The 23893-nt window shown below is 55.3% G+C and carries 18 protein-coding genes; 3 read left to right on the top strand and 15 right to left on the bottom strand.

The window, feature by feature from the left end; genetic code table 11:
• Positions 1–224 precede the first annotated feature (224 nt).
• The 11 genes from rlmF to ACMV5I_RS11690 form a co-directional block, all read right to left on the bottom strand.
• Complete coding sequence (rlmF, locus tag ACMV5I_RS11740) at positions 225–1190, bottom strand: 23S rRNA (adenine(1618)-N(6))-methyltransferase RlmF (protein ID WP_186530747.1); 966 nt, start codon at positions 1188–1190, stop codon at positions 225–227.
• Between the two features lie 93 nt (positions 1191–1283).
• Entirely contained in the window at positions 1284–2303 is a 1020-nt protein-coding gene (locus ACMV5I_RS11735; RefSeq protein WP_238393679.1) for a glycosyl hydrolase family 8, read from the bottom strand.
• 2 nt (positions 2304–2305) lie between these two features.
• Complete coding sequence (gene bcsD / locus ACMV5I_RS11730) at positions 2306–2791, bottom strand: cellulose biosynthesis protein BcsD (protein WP_202670781.1); 486 nt, start codon at positions 2789–2791, stop codon at positions 2306–2308.
• A gap of 2 nt (positions 2792–2793) precedes the next feature.
• Positions 2794–6783 carry a cellulose synthase subunit BcsC-related outer membrane protein gene (locus ACMV5I_RS11725; protein ID WP_414824419.1) on the bottom strand — a complete coding sequence of 1330 codons (3990 nt, stop codon included), beginning with the start codon at positions 6781–6783 and terminating at the stop codon, positions 2794–2796.
• 36 nt (positions 6784–6819) lie between these two features.
• On the bottom strand, positions 6820–9246 hold the full coding sequence (gene bcsB / locus ACMV5I_RS11720) for a cellulose biosynthesis cyclic di-GMP-binding regulatory protein BcsB (protein ID WP_414824418.1): 2427 nt from the start codon (positions 9244–9246) through the stop codon (positions 6820–6822).
• On the bottom strand, positions 9243–11354 hold the full coding sequence (bcsA, locus tag ACMV5I_RS11715; protein WP_202727045.1) for a UDP-forming cellulose synthase catalytic subunit: 2112 nt from the start codon (positions 11352–11354) through the stop codon (positions 9243–9245). Before bcsA ends, bcsB begins: the two co-directional genes overlap by 4 nt.
• A gap of 17 nt (positions 11355–11371) precedes the next feature.
• Positions 11372–12178 carry a cellulose biosynthesis protein BcsQ gene (gene bcsQ / locus ACMV5I_RS11710; RefSeq protein ID WP_121606313.1) on the bottom strand — a complete coding sequence of 269 codons (807 nt, stop codon included), beginning with the start codon at positions 12176–12178 and terminating at the stop codon, positions 11372–11374.
• Complete coding sequence (locus ACMV5I_RS11705; protein ID WP_202670784.1) at positions 12169–12702, bottom strand: cellulose biosynthesis protein BcsO; 534 nt, start codon at positions 12700–12702, stop codon at positions 12169–12171. Before ACMV5I_RS11705 ends, bcsQ begins: the two co-directional genes overlap by 10 nt.
• A gap of 445 nt (positions 12703–13147) precedes the next feature.
• Positions 13148–14101 (bottom strand): DNA-binding protein YbiB, encoded by a 954-nt coding sequence (gene ybiB / locus ACMV5I_RS11700; protein ID WP_414824417.1) that lies wholly within the window; start codon positions 14099–14101, stop codon positions 13148–13150.
• Between the two features lie 37 nt (positions 14102–14138).
• Complete coding sequence (locus tag ACMV5I_RS11695; protein WP_202727043.1) at positions 14139–14771, bottom strand: FMN-binding negative transcriptional regulator; 633 nt, start codon at positions 14769–14771, stop codon at positions 14139–14141.
• Between the two features lie 225 nt (positions 14772–14996).
• A complete protein-coding gene (locus ACMV5I_RS11690; protein ID WP_414824416.1) occupies positions 14997–16415 on the bottom strand; it encodes an MFS transporter in 1419 nt (472 codons plus the stop codon).
• A gap of 98 nt (positions 16416–16513) precedes the next feature.
• On the opposite strand from ACMV5I_RS11690, the gene ACMV5I_RS11685 reads away from it, so the two are divergent.
• Positions 16514–17344 carry a helix-turn-helix transcriptional regulator gene (locus ACMV5I_RS11685; RefSeq protein ID WP_414824415.1) on the top strand — a complete coding sequence of 277 codons (831 nt, stop codon included), beginning with the start codon at positions 16514–16516 and terminating at the stop codon, positions 17342–17344.
• Between the two features lie 3 nt (positions 17345–17347).
• Here ACMV5I_RS11685 and ACMV5I_RS11680 read toward each other — a convergent pair whose 3' ends face one another.
• Both ACMV5I_RS11680 and dinG read right to left on the bottom strand, forming a co-directional pair.
• Positions 17348–17977 carry a LysE family translocator gene (locus ACMV5I_RS11680; protein WP_202670788.1) on the bottom strand — a complete coding sequence of 210 codons (630 nt, stop codon included), beginning with the start codon at positions 17975–17977 and terminating at the stop codon, positions 17348–17350.
• Positions 17978–18050: 73 nt separating this feature from the next.
• Positions 18051–20252 (bottom strand): ATP-dependent DNA helicase DinG, encoded by a 2202-nt coding sequence (dinG, locus tag ACMV5I_RS11675; protein ID WP_414824414.1) that lies wholly within the window; start codon positions 20250–20252, stop codon positions 18051–18053.
• Positions 20253–20617: 365 nt separating this feature from the next.
• Between dinG and ompC the strand changes: the two genes are divergently transcribed.
• Both ompC and ACMV5I_RS11665 read left to right on the top strand, forming a co-directional pair.
• Positions 20618–21712, top strand: coding sequence for a porin OmpC (gene ompC, locus ACMV5I_RS11670; protein ID WP_414824413.1), 1095 nt, complete (start codon positions 20618–20620; stop codon positions 21710–21712).
• A gap of 276 nt (positions 21713–21988) precedes the next feature.
• Complete coding sequence (locus tag ACMV5I_RS11665; protein WP_414824412.1) at positions 21989–22825, top strand: GNAT family N-acetyltransferase; 837 nt, start codon at positions 21989–21991, stop codon at positions 22823–22825.
• A 45-nt stretch (positions 22826–22870) separates the two neighbouring features.
• Here ACMV5I_RS11665 and ACMV5I_RS11660 read toward each other — a convergent pair whose 3' ends face one another.
• Positions 22871–23182, bottom strand: coding sequence for an AzlD domain-containing protein (locus tag ACMV5I_RS11660; RefSeq protein WP_021805142.1), 312 nt, complete (start codon positions 23180–23182; stop codon positions 22871–22873).
• Positions 23179–23886: an AzlC family ABC transporter permease gene (locus ACMV5I_RS11655; RefSeq protein ID WP_024485883.1), complete on the bottom strand. Its 708-nt coding sequence runs from the start codon at positions 23884–23886 to the stop codon at positions 23179–23181. The genes ACMV5I_RS11660 and ACMV5I_RS11655 overlap by 4 nt, the downstream gene beginning before the upstream one ends.
• Positions 23887–23893: the final 7 nt, after the last annotated feature.

The following is a 23893-nucleotide window of genomic DNA, read 5'->3' as shown; positions in this document are numbered from 1 at the left end:
ATTGCTCGCCAGTAAGCGCGCTATCGCCCTGAACATTGCGCACGACAATGCTCCAGATTAACTGGATAAAAACGGTTATTAAGCTAGGTAATTATTGTTTTTTTAACTAATGAGCAGCGTGGGAATTTATTAACAGTATTGAGGATAACGCAAGCCAGACAGAATGAAAGGAATGACAGAATAAATAATCGTTGCCGGCACGATCGCCGGCAACGGTCGGGCAATTACTGCCAGCGTTCTGCCGCCCAGGCGGCTTGCTGCTCGGCATCAAGGAAGGTCCAGGCCACAAAGCGGCTAATCTTCTGCCCCTGTGCCATTTCGATGGTGCGCACCTCAGCAGCCCCGGCCTGCTTGAGCGCGTAGTAAATGGCAGGCAGCGTGGTGTTTTTCGAGATCAGCGAGGTGAACCACAGGCAGTTCTTCGCTTTGCCGACGCTCTCTTCCACCATCTTGCGAACAAAGGCCTCTTCGCCTCCTTCGCACCACAGTTCGTTGTTCTTGCCACCGAAGTTCTGCACCGGCTTTTCTGCCACCGCCCCCTTGCCCAACTTATGCAACTTGAGGCGAGTGCTGGCGCGCGCTTCCTGCTCGGAACCGTGGAACGGCGGGTTACACAAGGTGGCATCGAAGCGCTCGGCAACGCCGATAATGCCGTTGAAGATACACTCCAGCTGTTTCTGCTGGCGCAGGCGCACGGTGTTTTTTAACGTCGGGTTCATGGCCACGATCATCTTGGCAGCCCCCAGCGAGACCGGATCGGTTTCCGAACCGGTAAAGCGCCAGCCATATTCGCGCTGGCCGATGATCGGGTAAATACAGTTGGCCCCCACGCCGATATCCAGGATCGCCACGCCTTTGCCACGTGGGATCTCGCCGCCGTTGCTGGTCGCCAGCAGATCGGCCAGGTGATGCAGATAATCGGCACGCCCCGGGATCGGCGGGCAAAGATAGTCGGCCGGGATATCCCAATGTTCGATGCCGTAAAAGTGCATCAGCAAGGCACGGTTGAGCATTTTCACCGCGGCAGGATCGGCGAAATCCACCGAGATATCGCCCCAGGCGTTGGGCTTCACAAAGGGTTCCAATCCCGGACAGGTAGCGATCAAGGTAGGGAAATCATAGCGTGAGCGATGGCGATTGCGCGGATGCAGGCCGCTTTTCTGCTGCGGGAAACTTTTCTTTTTTTCCACCGTGACGGGCTCTCTGAAAGGGTTTTCTGGCGCGTAAGATAGCACAAAGCCCGGCGAGGCGCTTGCCGCTGAGGTGAAAAGCGCCAAGTTATACTAGAGTTGGCTGCGCTGCGCCCAGTAGGCCAACAGGTGCAGGCTGGCAGAATAGTAGTCCTCATCAGGCGCCAGGCGATCTTTCAGCGGCCCCCGATCTCCCACCGTCAGATCCCTGACCGCCCTCATTCCCGGGCTTTGATTATACTCTGAGCGTTGGCCGCTAAGCACATCCAGCCAGGCCGGTGTCGCCCGGCGATCAAAGCCGCGCCAAAAGCTGGCAAAGGGGCTCAGTGACAGGCTGTCGGCCTTGTCCCAATAGAGATAAAGCGGAACCCGCACCGCATCAAAACCAAATCGCGGCGCCCAGTTGCTGGCCGGAGCCATCTGCCCATTGGCCTGTAGCGTGACCCAGTCGCTGGGCAGATGCTGTTTGCCAAAGCGCATTCTGCTGACCATGGTCATGCTATCGTCGATAAGCTTTTTCCACGCCGGCAAATGGCTTTCCTGGTAAAACGCGTGCCAGGCGGGAAAGACAAAATAGGAAGGATTCACGATCACCGAACCGTTTTGCCTGAAACCGTTAGCACCGGGTAACATCACCCGATATCCGGCATAGTCGATCACAGTATGTTTGAGCAGGGCTTGCTGTATCTGCGCCGAGGAGGTTAGGTAGGCAGGCACATTCCAGCGTTTCCCCGCCTTCAACAAGGCCCAGGCGATTAAGATATCGCCATCGGTGGCATTATTTTTATCGGCTATCGGCACTGCCTTCCCCGGCTCATAGCGCCAGGAAAACAGGCCGATATCCTGGCGATACAAGGTGTTGCGGGTCCATTGCCAGAGGTTGTCAAACGCAGGACGGTCGTCATTGTAGACCGCCAACAGCATGGCAAACCCTTGCCCTTCGGTATGGCTGACGTTGTTATTGCCGGTATCGACAATCCGTCCGTCAGCTAACAGGAAACGCTGTTTGTATTGCGCCCAACCGCTGTCGGCAGCTTGGGCACCAAGGGAAAACACCAACCCCAGCCAAAGCAGGAGTACGCGGAGCCTACCAAACCTGCTTTTCGTCATCATGTTTACCTGCGTTGCTCGTTTCTGTAGCAAAAGACCAGGGTGTTATCTTTGGCCGGGCTGCGCCAGCGCAGAGAAACATGCGGCTCACCGCCCTGAGCCAGCAGCCAGGTGTCATAGGCCCCCTCAAGCACCGTGGCAAAAGAGAGTGCCCAGACGTCCTCGTTGGCCGGATCGGCACTGTGCGGGTAGGCAAAATGGGTCAGGATCATCTGTTCGCCATTCGCCTCAATCTGCACCCTGCCCCAGTCAAACTGACGTAGTAAGGCATTGAGAGCATCCTCCAACTCTCCCACCGTTTCCGCCTCCGGCAATGGCAGCTTCTTCGCCAGGTTACTCCCCATCAAACGCAGAAAATCGCGGCTGTCCGTATCATCAGCAGAAGCCAGAATGCCGGAGAACACCACTTCGATCAGATCCTGCCAACCCGCCTTAAACTGACGCTGGCGATAATAATCAAGCTCATACCAGGTAGTGTTAATATCTTGCATGGTTATTTTCCATCTAACAGATATTTAAAATAGAGCAAAGCCGTGCTCTCGGAATAGCTGCCGAAAGTGTCATAACCCAACTGCCCCCCAACCAACACGCTTGGCGTGACCTTATAGGTCCCCCCCGCCTTCAGGCTGTAGCCAATGCCACTCTTGTCCTCGCTGGCATATCTGGCCTCTTTGCCGTAACCCTGGCTGACCAGGCTTTCCAACTGAGACTGGAGCTCCGGATCGTTCGGGTAGTACAGGCTTTCCTGATTGTTATAGGTCTGATAACCGACATTGCCACTCAGAATATAGGTGAAGTTATCCTGCTTTTTGGTGTACTCCACCGGCAGCGAAATGCTGAGATAGTCCTGCGGGCTGAAGTAACCCCCTTGGCCGTAGCTGAAGTAGCTGAGGTTTTTGTCAAAGTCCATATAGTTGACGTTAACACCTACCTTCAGCTCGCTATCATCATCCTTATAAGGGCGGATATAGGCTCCCAGGATGCCGGTCACGCTATGGTTATCCGCCACGTTATCACCCACGTAGCTGTAATATCCCGCGCCACCGTAAGCTCCGAGCACGCCATCATCGTATCCAAGATTTACGCCGCCTCCGTTCTTGGTCACCGCCCCCCATTTCTTGCCGGTGATGGTATCTTCGGTCCCGACATAGGAGAGCAGGCTATCTTTTACCGCGCGACGTTCAAGCGTCATATCCAACGTTGAGTGTTCGGTCAGCTTGGGTGACCATTTCACGCCACCCACTACCGAACTGATGCCGCTGCCCATTGGCGTACTGCCCACGTCCAGCTTATAGCTGTCACCGCTTAGTGCTAACGCCAGCTCTACCCCGGTATCTTGCTGCTGCCCCGGTGAATCGGCATAGATATCGTTCGGGCCAAAGGTCTTCGGCTGTGTCACCAGGCCAGCCAACGTCTGCCTTTCGTTAAAGGCCTGATCCTGCGCCACCGTGGCAGCGGCACACTCTGGCGAGGTGGCGTCAATAGAACACAGACTATCGCGGGTAGCATGCAGTTGCTGATAACGCAGATCGGCGGCCTGTGCGGCAGCAATCGAGGTCTGTGAGGCAATGACGGAGGCCTGAGTTGCGGCTTCGATAGCCCTGGCCTGCTGCAGCGCACCGGTACCAAAACGGCTGTTGGCGCTGTCGGATGGCGTACCGGATTTCAGCATCACCGGCGTCACATCAACACTGAGCCTGCCATTATCGAACGGCATGCCTGACAAGGTGATCGGGCTTCTCACTTCCGTGATATTACTCAGGCCGTTTTCACCACTGCTGTTATCGCGCAGAGAAATATTCCCCTGAACCCAGGTGGCAGTCTTGCCCTGCACCTCGTCCATCAACTTATCAATCTGCTGCAAGGTAGGATTTTTCACCACCGCAGCTGGAGCGCGGGCATAACCCGGGGCTGCAACCTGCCAAGGCAGCACCTCACCGTAAGCCGAGGAAGAGGTATTCACGCTCGACGATGCCGTACTCTGCGCGGCAAACGGGTTATCCGCCAGCCGCAAACCGCCAATCACTGCCGGCCCCCCGCCTGGCGCACCGGTTACGCCATTGACTCGGTTTTTCGCCTCGCGCAGAAACACCATCGCCTGTGGATAGTTACCGTCCGCTTGAGCAACGCGCGCCGCCAGCAGCAACTGATCCGGCGTTTTAAGCGCAGGCAAGCCGCGCAGTAACTGTTTGGCCCGATCGACATCGCCATCGGACAATGCAACCCCAACGGCACCTTCGCGCGCCCCCTGATTCAGGCTGTCACGGCTGAGCAGATAGTTGTAAACCTGCCCGGCCTCTTTGTTCATGTTGCCAGACTGATAGAGTCGCCCCATCGCCAGCATGATATCGGTATTTTGCGGATCGTTTTGCAGCGCGCCGATCAGCTTGTCATACGCCGCACTGTACTGCCCCTGTAAACGCAGTTTATCCGCCTCATTGATCACGCTGCCGTTGCGCAGTTGGCCAATCTCGCGGGTTGAACTGCGCGCCCGCAGCGCCGGGTTATTCAGCCAGGCATCGGCCTCCTGGCTTAACCCAGCCTGATTGAGCACCGCGATCTGGGCCGCGTAATCGCCCGCATTGCCTTTAACCCCCAGGCGCATGTTGTCACGCACCAGTTGGACCGCCGTTGAGGTATCCCCCACCGTCATCAAATCTTTTGCCAGTTCCCCAAGGGCCGCGGGTTCAGTCGGCGGCTTTTGCGCCAACTGCCGCAAGATGACCGCTGCGCTGGCCGTGTTGCCCTGGCGAAGATAACTTTCTGCGCTGGCCCGCTGCTGGTTAGCCGACGCAGAAGCCGCCAGAGCCCGCATGCTGCTGTTCTGCCTCCCTTGCGGGATACGCGCCATCAGAGTGGAAACGTTCAGCCAGTCGTTACGTTCTGAGGCAAACAACGCTGCCGCGTACAGGCTGTCTGGCGATGCGCCAACCTGCATCAGCGGGGAGATCAAGGTTTGCGCCTGCAACTCTTGCCCCTGTTTGTTCAGGATGCGTGCCATATCGAGCCGCACCCAAACGTTCGAGGGCTGCTTTTCCAGCGCCTGTTGCAGGATCATCATCGCACGCTGCGGATCGCCATTCTGCATGGCGGCCTCGGCCTGCCTGCGCTGGGGATCGACATTCACCCCCACCACCGCCTGAGGAACTTTAGGCCGTTGATCGGCTGGAATAGTTTGCAGGATCTGCGCAGCTTCCGGGCCTTTGTCACGCTGTTGCTGCAACAAATAATACAGCCCCAGCCTGGCATCATTATTCTGCGGATTTTGCGTCAGCAAGCCGCGATACATCTGCTCAGACGCCGTGAAATCCCCTTTCTTGCGAGCCAGATCGGCCCGGAACAGCGTCGCCGCGTTGCCTTTATCCCCTGTGGCACGGCTCAGGGGCGCACTGATCGCCAGAGCTTCATCCAATTGCCCTGCGTTGGCAGCCTGCTTGGCTTTATCCAATGTCGCGTAAAACGCCGCTTCCTGAGCCAACGCTCCCCACTGCGCACTCTGTGGGCCGCCCTGTTTTGCCGCCTGGGTGAGGTAGTTTTCTGCCTGCGCGAAGTCTCCGCTGCGCATCGCCGTAAATCCCATCCCGGCCAAAGCATCCGCATCATTCGGGTTGCTGGCCAGGATAGCGGCAAACTGATCCTTGGCGCCGCCCAGATCCCCTTTATTCAGCTCAGAGAATCCTACGCCTTTGGCCGAACCGGCAATAGTCTGCTGATAATAGCCAGCCACAGCCTTGTCCTCCGGATGCCGTTGCTGATAGGCATCATACAGCGGCTTGTCAGCCGGAAGCGGAGCCAGCCACAGCAGCGCCTGTTTCAACGCCTGATCCGCTTCATTATTGTTCGGGGCCATCGCTGCCAACATATCGATCCCTTCACGGCGGGTCGATTCCTGATAGGTCAGCACCTTGCCCAGCACCACGCGGGTTTGCGTGTCATTGGGTTGCATAGCCAGCCGCTGCTTGAGGCCATCAATCGCCTCCTGCCTGCCCGCAGGTGAACCTGCCAAAGTGAGGTAATACTCATTGGCAAGGTTATCGATCGGTGTCTTGCCGTTGAACACCGTCTGATAGGCCGCAGCCGCCTGGGCAAACTCCCCCTTGGCCGCCAACTGCCGAGCCTGCGCTAACAGATTCTTGGAGACCGACGGAGCCGCTTCGGTGTTACTCAACGCCTGGAGACGAGGATCGTTAGGCGCGACGGCACTCAGTTTTTTGCGCCAGATTTCGGCCTTGGCCTTATCCCCGCCCTGCATGGCATACAGGGAGAGCAGATACATCGCCTCGGCGTTGTTCTCGTCGATCAGCAGGACTTTCTGCAACGCCCCCTGGGCCAGTTCGTCATGCGATTTGTCATGCCAGTAAGCCGCCTGTTGAAACAGGGCTTTCAGCGCCGGGTTATTGTCATCCGCCAACGCCGACACCGAAAAAATCGTCAGCCCGGCCAGAGAGACCCAATACAGTTTCTTTTTCAGCAATAGGTTCATTGGCGGCTCCTGTCTAGCTTCTGGTCGAGACGTGTTTTAACGTTCATCTTCTGCATCTCTCCCCAGGCGTTTGGCGGCGTGCTTGCGTAGCAAAATATACAGCCCCAGCCCCAACACCACGGAAATCCCCAACACGGTCAGGGATAAAAGCACCACATGTTTACTGGCATACCAGATAAAGATCAGATACCAGGGCAGCTCCCCGCTCGGGAACTGTTCGCCAACCTGGAAACTGCGTACGCCGTTCTGATCGGTGATCACCGCCAGATCGCCACGCACCCCGGCGTTGATCCGGGCAGATTTCAGATCGCCATAGATCTTGTTCAGGCCATCGTCGGAAGAGGCGCTGGCCACCACCACCACCCGTTGCGGATCCCAACCGGAGCGGAAGCTGAAAAATCCACGCCAATCCGTCAAAGAGGAGAGGTAACGATCGGCGTCGATGCTCTGGGTCCGCCAGTTACCTTTCAGGTAGGACTGCAGTTTTTCCAGCGTAGACTGCGCCTTCACCACCAGCGCGCCGCTATCGTTTAGCGCAAAAGGCACCTGTTGCAACAACCGCTGATAGAGGGCGCTCTGAGCCAGTGAGGCGACTACCAGCACATCCTTGCCCTTGAAGTGGTCTAACTCGTTCTCGTTGCCCCGCAGGCCAAAGCGGATATCTACGTTACCCACCGAGCTGCCAGTAGCCGCACCGGAACGAGCAGTCAGGTTCAACAGCGCACGCACTTCGTTGACGGTAGGCTTTTCCGCCATTAACAGCACGGTTTGCGAGAAGTCCGCCAGCTTGGAGAATGGGAAGGAGGCCCCGACGTAATAAGAGAGATTGGGCAGCTCGGTGAAATGGTAGGTATCGCTCAGATCAATATACGAGTTGGGCCCGATATGGCTCTTGAGGGTGTTGCTATCCGCCGGATCGCAGGAGGAGCCGTTTTTCGGCACGATAGAGAAATAAAGCTCCAGCATGTTGTCGCCGTAAATCAGATACGGTGGCAGAGCCAAGGTGTATTGTTCCTGGCGAATATCACCGCCAAACTGGTGCCACAGCAGCTCCAGCAGTCCGCGTTTGTTCACCGGCAGGTTACGCAGGAAGGTGCCATTCAGCGTGGCACTGAGCTGGGATTTATTCTCATCGATCCAGTTGTCGGTGGGGAAACGGTAGTTGATTTGCAGCGGGACGTTTCTGCCATCCCACATAAACAGGTCCGGGGCGGCACGGAAAGCAATGCGCACCGCGTCATGGTAAACACCAGTGACGGTCAGTTCCTCATTACTGGCCACCAGCTTATCAAAGCTGACCGGCTTGCTGGTATCAATCCAGCGTGGGGCATCGTAGGGCTGGCGCAGCGGAATAGTCACCGGCTTCACAGCCAGCGAAGCAGTTTTCTCCGGCAACGGCTGGCTGACCAGACGATAGGCGGCCTGGCGCATCTCGGTGGCGTTACGCCCCATCACCAACAGCAGCTTGTAAACCGGGTTCAGCGGATTATCAATCATCTGAATGGTCGGGCCGTCGGCCTGTGGCAGAGTCAACTGGCCAATCTGCTCGCCGGGGCGCGCAAAGATAATGCCGTTCTGCTCAGGCAAGCTGTCCTGCAACACCTGGAAGTTCAGGTTGTTATGGCGCGTCATTTTCCCCAGATAAGAGCTGACGATAGCGGCGGCTGCAACCTCCTCCGGCCGTTTTTCCTGGCCGAAGATCACGTCCACCAGGGTGGGTTGCATGGCCTGAGGATCGAAGAACGGATTGGGGAAACGGCCAAGGTTCGGGCTGATATTCAGCACCTGGTTTTCCAGATGCAACTGGCTGGTTGGCAGCACCTTGAGCCAATATTTGTTAGCCGCCCCCTTTTCGCACAGCATGGCCGCATTGCTGCCATTGCCGATGCTGAAACTCAGGTTGTTGCGCGCTACGATCATGGCGGCCGGGATCGGCACCTGCAAACTTACCTTGCCTTCATGCAATTGGTTCAGCTTCTGGGTGCTCAAGGGTTGCCCATTGAGCATCAGTTGCAGTTCGGTATCGGTTCCCATCAGGGCCGGGGAAATGTCGAGATCCAGCACCAGATTGCCGTCCGTTACCACCCAGTCTGAGGGTAAGGTAAAGGTGAAGCCGGACTGCTGTTGCCAGTTGCTCAACGTCAATCCTGTGGTTTGCCCCATCTCGCCCACGCTGAGCGTGGAAGCGAGCGACTGATTGAAGACGGTAACCGGTGGCGTAGCAATATCAAGCGGAGCCGTTTGCTCAACACTGCCCGGCACTGCAACCGTTGGTGGAGCATCTGTTGGACGCGGCAAGGTAGGAAAACCTGGCATCTCGACACCCTCGCTGGCATGAGACGTCGCAGGCTGCGGATCGGCCGCAAGGGCGAGACCAGAAAGCCCCATCCCCAACATCAGGCCGCTGACCAGGGCAATGAGCGTAGATCTGCCTGTTGGCAACTTGGTTTTCACCCGGCTCATAGGGCTTGTTCCTTATCCCGCTTTAGCTCAGGCCGTTTCTGCTGCTTTTTGGCCCGACGATCGCGCCAGGAAAAATAGAACAACTCGAAAATACAGCGCAGGACGCCCAACAACGAACGCAGTGGCCGATCCTGGGGGAAAGGTTTGGTCTGGATCCAGGCATCTGCCCGCGCCAATACTACCCGCACCAGCTCCCGTCGTTTCTCAATCGGCATCTCTTTGAACATTAACCGGGTCACCGACTTGTCGGCATCGATCAGCTCTACCGGGAAACAGACGGCACCAGACTTGAGCGATATTTCCACCTCTTCGATCGGATCGTTGAGGAAGCGCTCATCCGGCGTTTTCAATTTGACCCCGCCCATCGAAAGATCCAGAGTTTCGGTACGCATCGCCGCGCCGCTGGCAAAATACAGCACCGCAGGCAAAGTGGCATCGATACGGATGGTTTTTCGTACCTGGCGCGTTTCCCGCGCTACGGCAATGGCAGCCAGCAGGATAATCATGCTGAAACTGGCCCAGGCAATATTTAGCCAAATTACCTGCGGGTTAGCACCATAGTGATCCGGCATTACCAGACGGATCACGCCCCAGGCGGTACCGATTAACAGCAAGGACACGGCGATAATATGTGGCCGGACAATATGGGAATCGAAATAGTTAACGTCCAGCAACGCACCTTTATCCGTCACGTTAAACTTGCCGTGCTTTGGCGAGATCATCGTCAGCAGGGTCGGTATCACCAGATGGAAACACATCACCGTTTCATAGATTTCCCCCCAGAACGAATAGCGATAGCGTCCGTTGGCTCTGGAGTTGATATAGATCGACATCACCAGATGCGGTAACACATAGGCGAAAATCAGCCCGGCGGAGGAGGCAATGATATTGAGGTTGAACAGCAGATAAACCAGCGGTGCCACGCAGAATATCACCCTGGGTAAGCCGTACTGGAAATGCAGCATGGCGTTCAGATAGCATAAACGCTGCTGCCAGGTCAGGCCGCGCCCCAGCAAGGGGTTATCCACCCGGAAGATCTGCGTCATGCCACGCGCCCAGCGGGTACGTTGGATCACGTGCAGCCCCAAGCGTTCGGTGGCCAGCCCGGCTGCCAATGGCAATGCCAGGAATGCCGTGTTCCAGCCCCGGCGCTGCATCTTCAAGGCGGTGTGGGCATCTTCGGTCACGGTTTCTACCGCAAAACCGCCCACCTCTTCCAGCGCCGAACGGCGGATCACGGCACAGGAGCCACAGAAGAAAGTGGCGTTCCAGTTATCATTACCCTGCTGCACCGGCCCGTAGAACAGTGCGCCTTCGTTAGGGACTTTACTCGCCTCTGACAGGTTGCGTTCAAACGGATCCGGGGAATAGAAGTAGTGCGGGGTCTGGATCAACGCCAGGCGCTCATCCACCAGGAAGCTGCCGACCGTCGCCTGCAAAAAGGCGCGGGTTGCCACATGATCGCAGTCAAACACGGTGATCAATTCACCCTGAGTCACTTTCATCGCGTTATTCAGATTGCCCGCTTTGGCATGGTGGTTATTGTTGCGGGTAATATAGCCTACGCCCGCATCGGCACAGAATACGGCAAACTCATTACGTTTGCCGTCATCCAGCACGTAGATTTTCATTTTGTCTTTCGGGTAGTCAATGCACTGCGCCGCCAGGATGGTGTCGCGCACCACGTCCATACTTTCGTTGTAAGTAGGAATATAGACATCTACCGTTGGCCATAGCGACGTGTCGTCGGGCAGCGGTTCAATAGTGCGTTTTAATGACCAGGTGGTCTGAATATAACCAAACAGCAATATCACCAGGGCATACAGCTCGGTGATAAACAGGGCAATACCTAGCACAGCCTCCAGAGTACTGTTGAAATGCAGGGTTTCTGTCGCGCGCCAGTAGATGTAACGTAATGACATCAGGGTCGACATCACAATCATTACCAGGGTAACTTTTTTGCTTTTACTCACCCCTAAAATAAACACGATCGCAATGCAGATCAGGCCAAAGATATACTGATTATCACTGCTCATGGGGGCAATGATAATCAACAGCATAAAAGGTAAGGCCAACAGCAGTAAGAAATAAAAGAGTATTTTATTCATAACTAACCAGACAATCCTTACGAAGAGCCATAAATAGACGTAGTATGATGATACGTACCATCTCCAACACTAAGCCCTAAAATTACTGCGACCTTTTTACTGATCTGCTCAATATCAAATGCGGCAGCCGACACCGGGCTAATATCCATGATCGCCCGTTGCGATGCGTTGGCCTCTGGGACACACTCATCGCGGTGGATGGTTCCTAGCAGTTTGTCTTGCAAACGATGTTCGAAGAATTGCGTCACGTCCCTGCTCAACGTACGCCGCATGTCACTCTGGTTTACCACATAATACTCGCCGACTTCATTGCTGGCGGGCGCACTCATAAACTTATGCTGCTCAATAGTGGGCAATAAACTGAGTGATGCGGTATCGGCCAGCAACACCATAATGCGCATGTCCGCCGCGGCCTGCATGGCCTGCACTGCCGCGTTGCGCCCCGGCGGCATATCGGCGATCACCACCATGCCGGGGATCTTCAGCACCGCACTCAGGCCACGTTGAATAAACATGGGCTCATTGAGCAGATTGTCATCGAACTGAAGGCGCTGCTCATCGGTGACGTCACCGTAAGGTAAAACAAACAGGTTCGGCCCAACTTTGAGAATAAACTGACTCCAATCGGATAAACTTGCCGACTGGGCAACAAAACCTCGGTTATCAGAAATAGGCACGCCAAAATGCAGCCTTAACGCATTTTGCGTGTCGAAGTCGACAACCAACACCTTACTGCCGCTACGGGCCAATGCATAAGCCAGATTAGCAGTAACCGTGGTTTTCCCTACCCCTCCTTTCGGAGAACAAACACAGACTAACGGCATGAGGCAATAGACTCTAAAAGTGGTTTGAGTAATGTATTACGACCAGCGTCCATCACCTCACCGGCAGAGGACGCTTTCTTGCTGAACATCTGCTTAAAACGTTGGTTCTCTGGCTGCGGAGCGGACGGCGGAATGCTTGCAGGGGAATTAACAGGGTTACCCTTAGCAAGAACGTCACTCGGGCTTTCCGGCTGGGCGGTTTTAGTGAGTTTAGGCTCCACCGGCGGAGCAAAACGATCAAAATTATGAGGAATGTGGCCGGGCAAGGCGGTATTTTCTGTTATCACAGCCTTGGGCTGTGCAGGAGGCTCGAACCCTAAAGGCGCGCTGGAAGAGAGGTCTGTACTAGTGATCGGCGTTGGCTGCGAGGTGCTGGTAGGGATACCGCCATTACCTGCCACCTGATCAACAATAGACCAGCGGTGCGGAGCCGATGCCACATCGTCGCGAGGAAATTCTTTATAATCAAGCCCTTTGAGATTTGTCTTGTCTTTAAATCCTTGGACATCATCATATTTACTCATAATCCAGACCTATAAGATTACACTTGGCACTGTATGAATACATACAAATCACGAATACAAAATAACGTGATCTATAACCCAAATAAATAATGGAAAACGTCTATGTATTTTAAGCGCTTCTCTTCTTATGGTTTAGATAGAGTAGCTTACAAGTCCCTTTTTACAACCAAGACGGAGCAAACCTCCGCAATCGATGGAAAATCCTGCAAGACCCCAAAGCTGATGGGCTGAGTGTAATCTACTTCTTTAAAGTTATACACTGAGTTTTAAACGTTTTTACCCTGTCTTATCACATATCCCACCAGCTTATGCCATAATTTAAGTGGTTAGTAATATATAGTTTGGCATTTGAGATTTTTTTTACTCAAAATAACCAGCACAGCAGTGATAAATACTCGGGGCAAAGGTATTCGCCCCTGGTAATAATTGATGGTAATAAGACAGATTATCGCAGTCTGACCAGCCCCTGCTCCAATGTCTCCACTTGGCCGGCAGCGACCAGGCAACAGGCAACCTGCCGAGCGATAGGCTCGGGAATGGCAACCTCACCAGCCAGACAACGTTCTGTCCAACGCGCCGTAGTTGCGGCATCCTTGGCGGCAGGCACCTCAGCTAACGCATCCTGTTCTGGCCGTTCCAGCAAAATCTGCTGCTCACCACCGACGATATAGTGGATTTTTGGACAGCGTTGCGGATTGGCGTAAGCCTCCCCTTCGGTGCCATGCATCAGTAATCCCCGTGCACCGATCTGGCAGAAAAATGAGGCAACGCGCTCGACGTATTCCGGATGAGAAACGCTGGCGATGCGCAGCACGTCCTGCTCACCAAATGGCGTCGCCAATTTTGCCAGCGTGTGGGCGCTGTTACGCACGCCCATCTTCCAACGTAAGCCAAGCTGGTTTTCCAACGCTGGCGCAAGCGCCGACACTGGGATAAACACCGCATCTCCGCCGTCCAAACGCTGTTGGGCAGTCTGAGGATCTTCAGACCACGGCACCCCAAGCTCACGGAAAATCTCTGCGCTGGTGACACGCGTGCTGTCGTTCACGACACCGTGAACCACTACCGGCAGCCCGACTTTGGCCAACAACAGCGCCAGTAATGGCGTCAGGTTGGCCTGTTTACGAGCACCATTGTAACTGGGTAGCACCACCGGCATCGGGCGGCCCTGCGGGGGTTGCAGCCGCATTACCTGCTGTTGCATCGCCTGATAGAAGCCGAGCATTTCCTCCTCGGCCTCTCCCTTGATACGCATGGCAATCAGGATGGCTCCCAACTCCACTGGCGGCACGGCATCGGCCAGCATCGCCTGATAGAGCTCAAAAGCCGTTTGCCGATCCAGATCGCGCGCATGGTTCTTGCCACGGCCTATTTCTTTGATAATTTTGCTGTAATCCATCGCTCGCTCCGCTGATTCGGTTTGCGATAAGCATACCTTATCCGCGACGGCGCTCAACCTCATCGGCAAGTTGCTGCTGGCAATCGTCACCGGCTCGCAGGCCGTCGATCACCCCGTCGATATCACCAGCGCTGCGGTTCTGGCTCATTTTCCATTTCCCTTCACGCCGGGTGACGGTGATTTCGATGCCAATAATGCCTTTGATATTGGCGGCAATATACTCCGCAGGCGCATCGTCAAGACGCCAAGGTTGCGACTGGTTGCCTTCATGCACCGCCGTCAGTTCCGTCAGCAACTGACGCAGCCAGGCGCTATCTTGCGTGACCATTGGCGTTCCCCACATGTGTACGCCGGCATAATTCCATGTCGGCACCGCTTTGCCAGTGAGCCGCTTGGTTTCATACCATCCCGGCGAGATATAGCCTTCGGCCCCCTGGAATACTACCAGGCATTCTTGCCCGGCTTGCAGCACCGACCAATGTGGGTTACCTCGCGATAAATGCGCCCTGAGTGTCAGCTGCCCCTGCTCATCGGTATCTATCAGAAAGGGGATCGGATCCGCCATCAATCCTTGTGGCCCTTGGCTGATGATCAACCCCAACGGATTGGCGCGAACCAAAGCTATCTGGGCGTCCAAATCATCTTCACGGAATGACGCTATCTGGTACATGGCTGACGTTCTCCTTATTTTATTGCTGAGAGCTTGCGGATATAGCGAGATCTAGTGGATTAAGGCAGTATCCGCAAGCATAGAATAGAATGATGTATTCCCCGTCATACATGGCATGAAAAATGGGGAGCTATGTCGCTATGGCAGCGATCGCCGTAGCAGTGGAGTTCCGGTGATAGCTGATAAACTACAACGCAGCGCCGGGCAAACCGGCGCGATAATGCTTTAACCGCCCCTGCCTAGCTGCCGGTGGGTGTAGAGCAGCAACACCAAGGCAACTAGCATCGCCAGCAAGTTGTAACCCATAGCACCAGCAAAGGCTCTGGCATAGTGCTGTGGCTCTGCCCCCCCGGCCAGCAACGGAACAAAGAACATACCGCTGGCCGCAATCCCCAGAGCCCCCCCTACCTGCTGAACCGTTGACACCAAGCCTGCCACCATACCGGCCTGATGCTCCTTCGCCAGGCCAAGCACCCAATTAAGCAAGGGCGTCATACTCAATGCCTGACCAAAGCCCAAAATCATCAGGCCGGGTAAAAGTTGTAACGGATGGCTGAACGCCCGTCCCCATAGCACCTCCACCACCAGCAATACCATGCCACTGGCGTAGACCACCACCCCGCCAGCCAACACAATATTCCCCCAGCGTTGCACCCAGCCCGGAGCCAAAAAGGAGGCCAGCATAAAGGCGGCGCTGGCCGGAGCGAACAGGCAACCCGCCTGGAACGGCGTCAGCCCTATTCCGGCCTGTAACAGCAGGGCAAAACAAAGAAAGAATGAGGATGCGGTGGAGTAAATCGCCAGCACAATTGCCGAGCCACGGCCAAAATGACCTTGGCGAAATAGCGCCGGATCGAGCACCGCATCACCGGAGTGACGGGCAAGTTGCCGTTCCCAGCGCATAAACCAAGCTAATAGCGCCACCGCCAGCACCATCATCGGCACAGTCCACCAAGGCCAGTGGCGCGATGGGCCTTCCAGTAACGGGAACAGTAACAGCAGCAAACCGCCAGCGGCCAGCAGCAGGCCTTTAGCATCCAGCCGCTGGGCCTGCGCCAGTCTGGACTCAGGAATGCGTCGCGCCGCCATCACCGCCAGCACGCCAATCGGCAGGTTGATCAGAAAGATCATGCGCCAACTGCTGCCCAGAATATTGGCCTCGATAATAAAACCACCTAACACCTGGCCACAAACCGCCGCCAACCCCAGCGTCATCCCCAAACGAGCAAAGGCTCGCCGCCGCTGCTCTTCACCATACAGCACGCGCAATAAGGCATAAATTTGTGGAAACAGCAGCGCGGCCGCTGCACCCTGCAAAAAGCGGGCAACAATCAGGACCCACAGCGAACCCGCCAGCCCGCAAAGCGTTGAGGTCAGTGCAAAAGCCAACATACCGTAGCTAAACATACGCCGCCGACCGAAGCGGTCACCCAATCGCCCGCCAGCAATCAGTAAAATGCCAAAAGCCAGTTCATAACCGGCAATAATCAGCCCAACCTCTGCAAAGCTGGCGTTGAACTGTTGCTGGATCACCGGCACCGCCACGTTAACCACAAACAAATCGAACATAGTGACGAACCCACCGAGTAGCAACACCGGCAGCCCGGGTAATCCAGCCTTACTGTAAGAAAAACCCTGTTCCATAACGCCCCCTGATATCATGATGGCGGCAGTATGGAACATCCTTTAAACTGTTACTATATAGCCAGTTATACTATTACTAAGAGTAACAGGACCCGCCGATGCCACCACGTACCCTTAACCGCACCCGTCAAGAGCTGGCAGATTTTCTGCGTATGAAGCGTGAAAAACTCTCTCCCCAGGCCGTTGGCCTGCCGAGCGGTACGCGGCGGCGTACGCCTGGTCTAAGACGTGAAGAGGTTGCCGCATTAGCTGGCGTGGGCCTGACCTGGTACACCTGGCTGGAACAGGGGCGGGAAATCAACGCTTCGGTGGAGTTTCTGGAGGATCTGGCACGGGTTCTGAAGCTGGATGCGACCGAACGTTATCATCTGTTTTTACTGGCGCATCAGCGGCCCCCGGTGGTAGCAGGCCATCAATGGTGCCAGGTTACCCCCTTGGTACGCCGCTTGCTGGACGATCTTACGCTCCGCCCGGCCTATGTGATGAACCTGAGCTGGGATATTATCGCCTGGAACCCTGCGGCAGACTGCCTGTTTGCCATCAATGAACGTCAGCCGGAACAGCGCAATATGCTGTGGATGCTGTTTGCCGATCCCGAACTCAATCAACGGTTGATGGGATGGCAGGAGCAGGCCCCGCAAATCCTGGCCAGCTTTCGCCGTGATTACGCCCGCGCCCCGCAAGATGCCACCATGTTGCAACGCATTCAGGCTCTGAGCGATGTTTCACCCCAATTTCGCCAACTGTGGCAGCAGCACGATATTCATGGCCGCTGCCAGGGGCAACGCACTTTCTTGGTTGCAGGGGCAGGCGAAGTAACGTTTGAACACGCCTCGTTTATTGTCGACGAAGAAAACCACCTGCGGCTGGTCATGTACAGCGCACAGCCTGATTGCCTAGCCAGTGCCGCGTTTGAAGCAATGCTCTGAAGCTTATTTCCGACTATCGAAAATAAGCTTGCAAGCCAACCCGGCAAATACCCCTGCCAACAAATAGTTCGGCCAACGAGCGCTGAATTGGCGGCCAGTAAAGCGGCTTTTTAAACGGTTTACCACCAGGATCACGGCACCGTTAATTACCAGACCAATAGCGTTCAAGATAGTGGCCAGAATCAGCATCTGAGCCACCACGGAACCACTCTGCGGATTGATAAACTGCGGGAACAACGCCAGCACAAACAGCGCCATTTTCGGATTGAGAATATTGGTCAACAATCCCTGCTGGAAAATTCGTCTTACTGATACGGCCTGTAACCCGGCGGAGGCCTGCAAACTACTGCCTGAACGCAGCGTTTTCCATGCCAGATACAGTAAATAGGCCGCCCCTAACAAACGTACCGCATCATAGGCCAGCGGCAGCGCGACAAACAGCTGTGAAAGGCCCAGAGCCGCCGCCAACGCGTGGCAATAGGTTCCCAGTTGTATCCCGGCCAGAGAAGCGAAACCAGCGCTTCTCCCTTGGCTTAGGCTTCGGGAAGCGATCAGCAGCATATCCGGGCCAGGAGTCACCGTCAGCGCCAGACAGGCACCGGCGAATAGCAACAACGTAGATATTTCCACCATAAATCACCTGTACAAAGAGGTTTAAAAGCAAGATCCATAGTAGCTAGAAAGTTGTTTTGCCAGAATACATTTGTTAGCGGGTACGGCGGCGAGCAAACGGATTTTTGCGCTTTTTCTCTTTTTTGGTGGCTTCTGCCGCAGATTTTAACGCCGCCTTATGGGCTTTGTCCGCTTCCGGCACCTCGCGCTGTTCGATCGGGAACACCGGCAGCGCCGCCAACAGGCGTGAGCCATAGCTCTTGGTCAACAGGCGGCGGTCATAAATCACGATTTCACCGTGGCACTCGTTGCTTCGGATCAGGCGGCCCACCTGTTGAATCAGGTTAAACGACGCGCTTGGCAAACTCTGCACCTCAAACGGATAACGATTGAGGGATTTAAGCCATTCGCCCTCGGTTAGGATCACCGGGCTGTCGATCGGCGGGAAAGCTATCTTGTGGATATGCACCTGGGTCAGCAGTTCACCTTTCAGATCCAAACCTTCGGCAAATGACTGTAGCCCGACCAACACGCTGGCAGTGCCTTTCTCTACCCGCTTACGGTGTTCTTCCACTAGCCGGTAGCGTGGCTGATCGCCCTGCACCAGTAACATCAGACGCAGATCGGTGACATAGCTGAGGAAGGTCTGCATCGCACGGTGGCTGCTGAACAGGATCAGCATTCCCTTATGCTGGCCGCTGGCCTGCTCGCCACGGAAAAAGCGCGCCATCTCTTCCAGATGCTCGGCCTCTTTGGCCATCGCCGGTTCAAAACGCATTTTGGGAATGACGATTTTACCCTGTTCGACGTGATTAAACGGCGAAGACAGCGTTTCGAAGCGATCGCCCGCTTTTTCGCTCAGCCCGCTCATCTCTTGCAGCCGCGAAAAGCTATTCAATGAACGTAACGTTGCCGAGGTGATCACCACGTGCGGCACCTTGCGCCACAGCAGTTTTTCCAACTGATCGCTGACGCGGATGCCCACGCAATGCAGATAAAGATGGGTAACGTTATCGCGTAGTTCACGCGCAATCCATTTGGAGATCGGCGCGTTGGAGGATTTATCCATCGCCGCCAGCCGCCACAGCTTGCTCATCGCTTCAAGGTAGCCCAGCGTGCGGCTCATCTGGATGATGGTACGATGCAACCGCACAATGTCGTGCTTGCCGGTCTGCTCGGTGAGGTCGTTAAGAATAAATTCGGCCAGGCCGCGCAGGCCGTCCGTCAGTTTGAACAGACGCGCGCAGATCTCAACCATCTCCGCTGGCAGTTCGCCCATTTCGAAGCGATATTCGGCGTTACCGCTATCTGGCGGCAGGTAGGCATTGGCCTGGTGCTCAAAAATCTGGATCAGCTCGCGCAATTCTTCGCAGTGGTTTTTTAGCCGTTCGCTATTGGCCAACCCCGGCGGGTTCTTTGGCCGGTACTGTGTCATGCACTGTTCTACCTGGCGCACGATCATATCGAGCTGGAGGTTGGTTGACAGCGCGGTGATCTCACCGTCAATCTCCAGCGCATCCCGTGCCACCTCCGGCAAATGATGGCCTTCGTCCAGCACCAGCAGCAGCTCTTTTGGGTTCGGCAATACCGACTCGGTTTCCAGCGCCGCCATCACCAACGCGTGGTTGGCTACCACCACGTCGGCGGTTTCAATTTCTTTGCGGGCGATGTAGAACGGGCATTCACGAATATAGTGGCAGTTGCGCCCCAGGCAGTTGGCCTTGTCGGTACTCAGCTTGCCCCATAGGGGGTCATCGATCGATAGCTGGTAGTGATCGCGCAGGCCATCCCATTCATGGCGCGCCAGGGCTTTCGCCAGCTTTTGGCACAGCGCCTGCTCTTCACCGCTAGATGGCGCCAGCTCGTCTTCGTCCAGGTACAGCATCAGATCGCCCTGCTCGACCACGTCGGTGCTCATCGCCGCCAGATTGCGCGGGCAAACATAGCGCCCACGGCCAAACGCGCCGGTGAATTTCAGATCGGGAATGATCTTTTTCAACAGCGGTAAATCTTTGCTGTAGATCTGATCCTGCAGCGCCACGTTGGCGGTACTGACCACCAGAGGTTTGCTTTCGGCACGGCCAACGGCAATACCCGGTATCAGGTACGAGAGCGTTTTACCCACGCCGGTTGGCGCTTCGATCGCCAGATGGCGTGGGTAATCTCCGGCCAGGGTCTTCGCCACTTCGGCAATCATCTGCCGCTGAGGGGCACGCGAAATAAAATCCGGTATTTGCTGCTGCAGGGCTTTGTACCACTGGCCGATCTGATCTTTAACTGCGGGGGAAAGCGCCATTCAACTCTTATCTAAACGAAATGATGGCGCTATTGTCCCACAGACCGTCCGCGGCGTCAGCCCGAGTTACGATTGGCTGGTCAACATTGCGAAACGCACCTCAAGGAGGCCCCTTCTCCCACAGTGGGACATCGAATTTTTTGCGCATAATCTCGCATGTTTGCACAACAGAACCCCGCTCATCTGCAACAAAAAATGCATCTCCTGGGTTATTTTTCACTATTCAATATCCATTTACCTGACCTGTCATAAATACATCACACAACTGCGGTAAAAAATCTGCGCTGCGCTAACTCCGGCAGCAAAGTAAAACAGCGATACAGCTGATGATAAACGTCTTTCAATCATATAAAGCAGGGAACACCATGAAACCTAATCTTCTTGCCGTTATTGCGGCACTTTTCATTGCCCAGACTGCACAGGCAGCAGAGATCTACAATAAAGATGGCAATAAGCTTGATTTTTATGGCCGGGTAAAAGCACTGCACTATTTCTCTGACGATACCAGCAATGATGGTGATAAAACCTACGTACGTATCGGCTTTAAAGGGGCAACCCAGATTAACGATATGCTGACCGGCTATGGCCAGTGGGAATATCAGATCGCCGCCAACCATAGCGAATCGGATGGCACTAAAGATACTAAAACCCGTCTTGGTTTTGCTGGTCTGAAAGTGAAAAACTTTGGTTCATTCGACTATGGCCGTAACTACGGCGTTATTTACGACGTTGCCGCCTGGACGGATATGCTGCCGGAATTTGGCGATGATACCTATATCAAAACCGACAACTTTATGACCGGGCGCGCCAACGGCGTGGCTACCTACCGTAACAACGACTTCTTCGGCTTGGTCGACGGCCTGAAGTTTGCGTTGCAGTACCAAGGCAAGAACGAAAACGATGGCCGTGCCAGCAGCAAAGCTAACGGCGACGGCTTCGGTCTGTCTTCCAGCTACGAGATCATCGATGGCGTCAGCGTTACGGCCGCCTATGCCTCTTCTAACCGGACTACCGGCCAGAAACAGAGCAGCTATGGCAAGGGCGATAAAGCCGACGTGTGGGCAACAGGCCTGAAATACGACGCCAACAGCGTGTATCTGGCCGCTACCTATGCCGAAACTCATAACCTGACGCCAATTTCCGGCACTGCGACCATTAATAATGCCGCGACCTCCGTAAGCGGGTTTGCCAATAAAACCCAGAACGTGGAAGTGGTTGCGCAATATCAGTTCGACTTTGGCCTACGCCCGTCACTGGCTTATGTCCAGTCTAAGGCAAAAGACATTGAAAATATCGGTGACACCGACCTGGTGAAATATATTGATGTGGGTGCTTACTATTACTTCAATAAAAACATGTCCACCTATGTGGATTATAAAATCAACCAGCTCGATGACAACAACAAGCTAGGTCTGAAAACCGACGACGTGATTGCCGTGGCTCTGACCTATCAGTTCTGATTTACGCTGTGACACATAACCACTACTGCAATTTATAGCTACGGCTATTTCTCAAGTGACTTCGCCGGGTGAACTCGCCCGGCTTTTTCATCACGACTCTTCAGCCAGAACCACACATGCCACCGAAACTGCAGAGCCTGCTATTAGACGGGCGCAGCATGCGGCGCCCCCTACTTTCGAACATGTTCCCCCCCCCACAGGTTTGTAGCGTAAAGCTTGCCTGTTAATCTATTCCCGGCTAAATGTATAGCTTTGGTTATTTGCTTTGGAACCGTCATGCCTATCGATAGTCAGTTCGAGTTTCACACCGCCTTGCCCTACAGCAGTATGCAGTTGGCGCAAATACTCAGCCACTGTTTTGAGAACTACATTGTTCCCTTTGTGATCGACGGCGAAACCTTTAGCAGCCGCTTTGCCGCCGAAGACCTCAGCCTGAATCACAGCATTATCGTCACCCACCAGCAGCACCCGGTGGCTCTGGCCTTGATCGCGCGCCGGGGTCAACATAGCCGTGTAGCGGCCTTGTCTATCCGCCCGGAAATGCGTGGCAGAGGGTTAGGCAGGACGTTGATGCAACGCATTATCGCGGATGCCCATACGCGAGGCGATCGCCAGCTTTCGCTGGAAGTGATCGCCGGTAATCAAGCGGCACTGGCGCTGTATCAACAGGCTGGCTTGGCCATCACCCGTACGCTATTGGGATTTCACGCCCCCTTGGCAACCCCGGAACCCTCGGCAGCCTTGCAACCGATCGACCCGTTGGCACTTGCCCAGCAAATGACCGCCGACGGCCAGCATGGCTTGCCGTGGCTGATCGCCCCAGAGTCACTGTACAAGCTGCCCGGTACCCCACGCGCCTTCACTCTGGACCAGCAGGCTTTTGCTTTGGTGATGCCGGGCGCACAACAGTGCCATCTACGCATGATTTATGTGCCACCAGCGCTACGCGGCCAAGGCCAGGCGCGCCGTCTGTTGCAAGCGCTGCAAGCACAGTTTGCCCCACTGGCGCTGTCGGCCAATGTGTTTGTCCCAGACGACATCGCTCCCTTCTTCCAGCACCTTGGCTGGCGCGAAGATCCGTTGCGTCAGTTTGAAATGACAATGGCAATGTGATGCTCTCCCCCTGATTGATCCAGGGGGAAAATTGTGGGGCGTGGGTTACAGCAGTGTACGTAGCAGAATAAACATCAGCATACTCAGCACCACGACAGCCAGCGTATTACGCAGGAAAACGGCCAGAACAATGGCGAACACGGCTCCCCATAGATAAGGGTTTTCGGGCAGTGCACGCCACTCATCCCCGTTGAAAGCGATGATTGGCCCGCAGATGGCGGTCAGTACCGCGGGTACCGAGAAGCTCAACAAAGTTCTCATCCGTTGCGATAAGCGCACCGGCAGGCCAGGTGCCAGGAAACAGTAGCGGTTGAAGAAGACGATCACGCCCATCAACACAATGGTCAGCCAGATCATTCTTTCCCCCTGCTGCACAGCAGCCCAACCAGCATCGCCACCACGGTGGTAATAATCAATGCCCCAGGCACTTGATAATGGTGCAAACCAATCGACAGCACCAGGGATGTCAACACGCAGGCCAGCACCGGCAGATTACGTACCAGCGGCACAATGATGGCGATAAAGGTCGCGGCGATCGAGAAATCAAGCCCGTAGCGATCCAGATCGATGCTGCTGGCCGCCACTACGCCGAGCAAGGTGGCAAAGAACCAGCTCAAATAGAACGCCAGCCCTGCCCCCAATGCATACCAACGGTTAAAGCGTGCCGGGCCATGATCGCCGGTCAGGGCAAACAGCTCATCGGTCAGCAAAAACGCCAGTGCGACACGCCATCTCAATGGTAGCGGAGCAATACATTCCCGCAGGCGCAGGCCGTAGAGGAAGTGCTGGGCGGTGACAAAAAAAGTAGAAATCAGGATCGCCAGCATACCGGCACCGGTCTTGATCATCCCCATCGCCACCAGTTGGGAGGCCCCGGCAAAAACAATCGCCGACATCCCCAGCCCCTCTGCCGCCGTCAGGCCACTCTGGATCGCCATTGACCCTGCCAGGATCCCCCAGGGCAATACCGCCAGGCACAGCGGCAGGATCGCCACCGCACCCTGCAAGGCCGGGCGCAGGCGCAACGTTGGCGGCTCCGTGAGTGTTGATTGGTAAGTCATTATTTTC

Source organism: Serratia sp. T13T92 (genome assembly GCF_047530105.1).
Classification (GTDB): Bacteria; Pseudomonadota; Gammaproteobacteria; order Enterobacterales; family Enterobacteriaceae; genus Chania; species Chania fonticola.
This window is presented reverse-complemented; position numbering and strand designations above follow the sequence as displayed.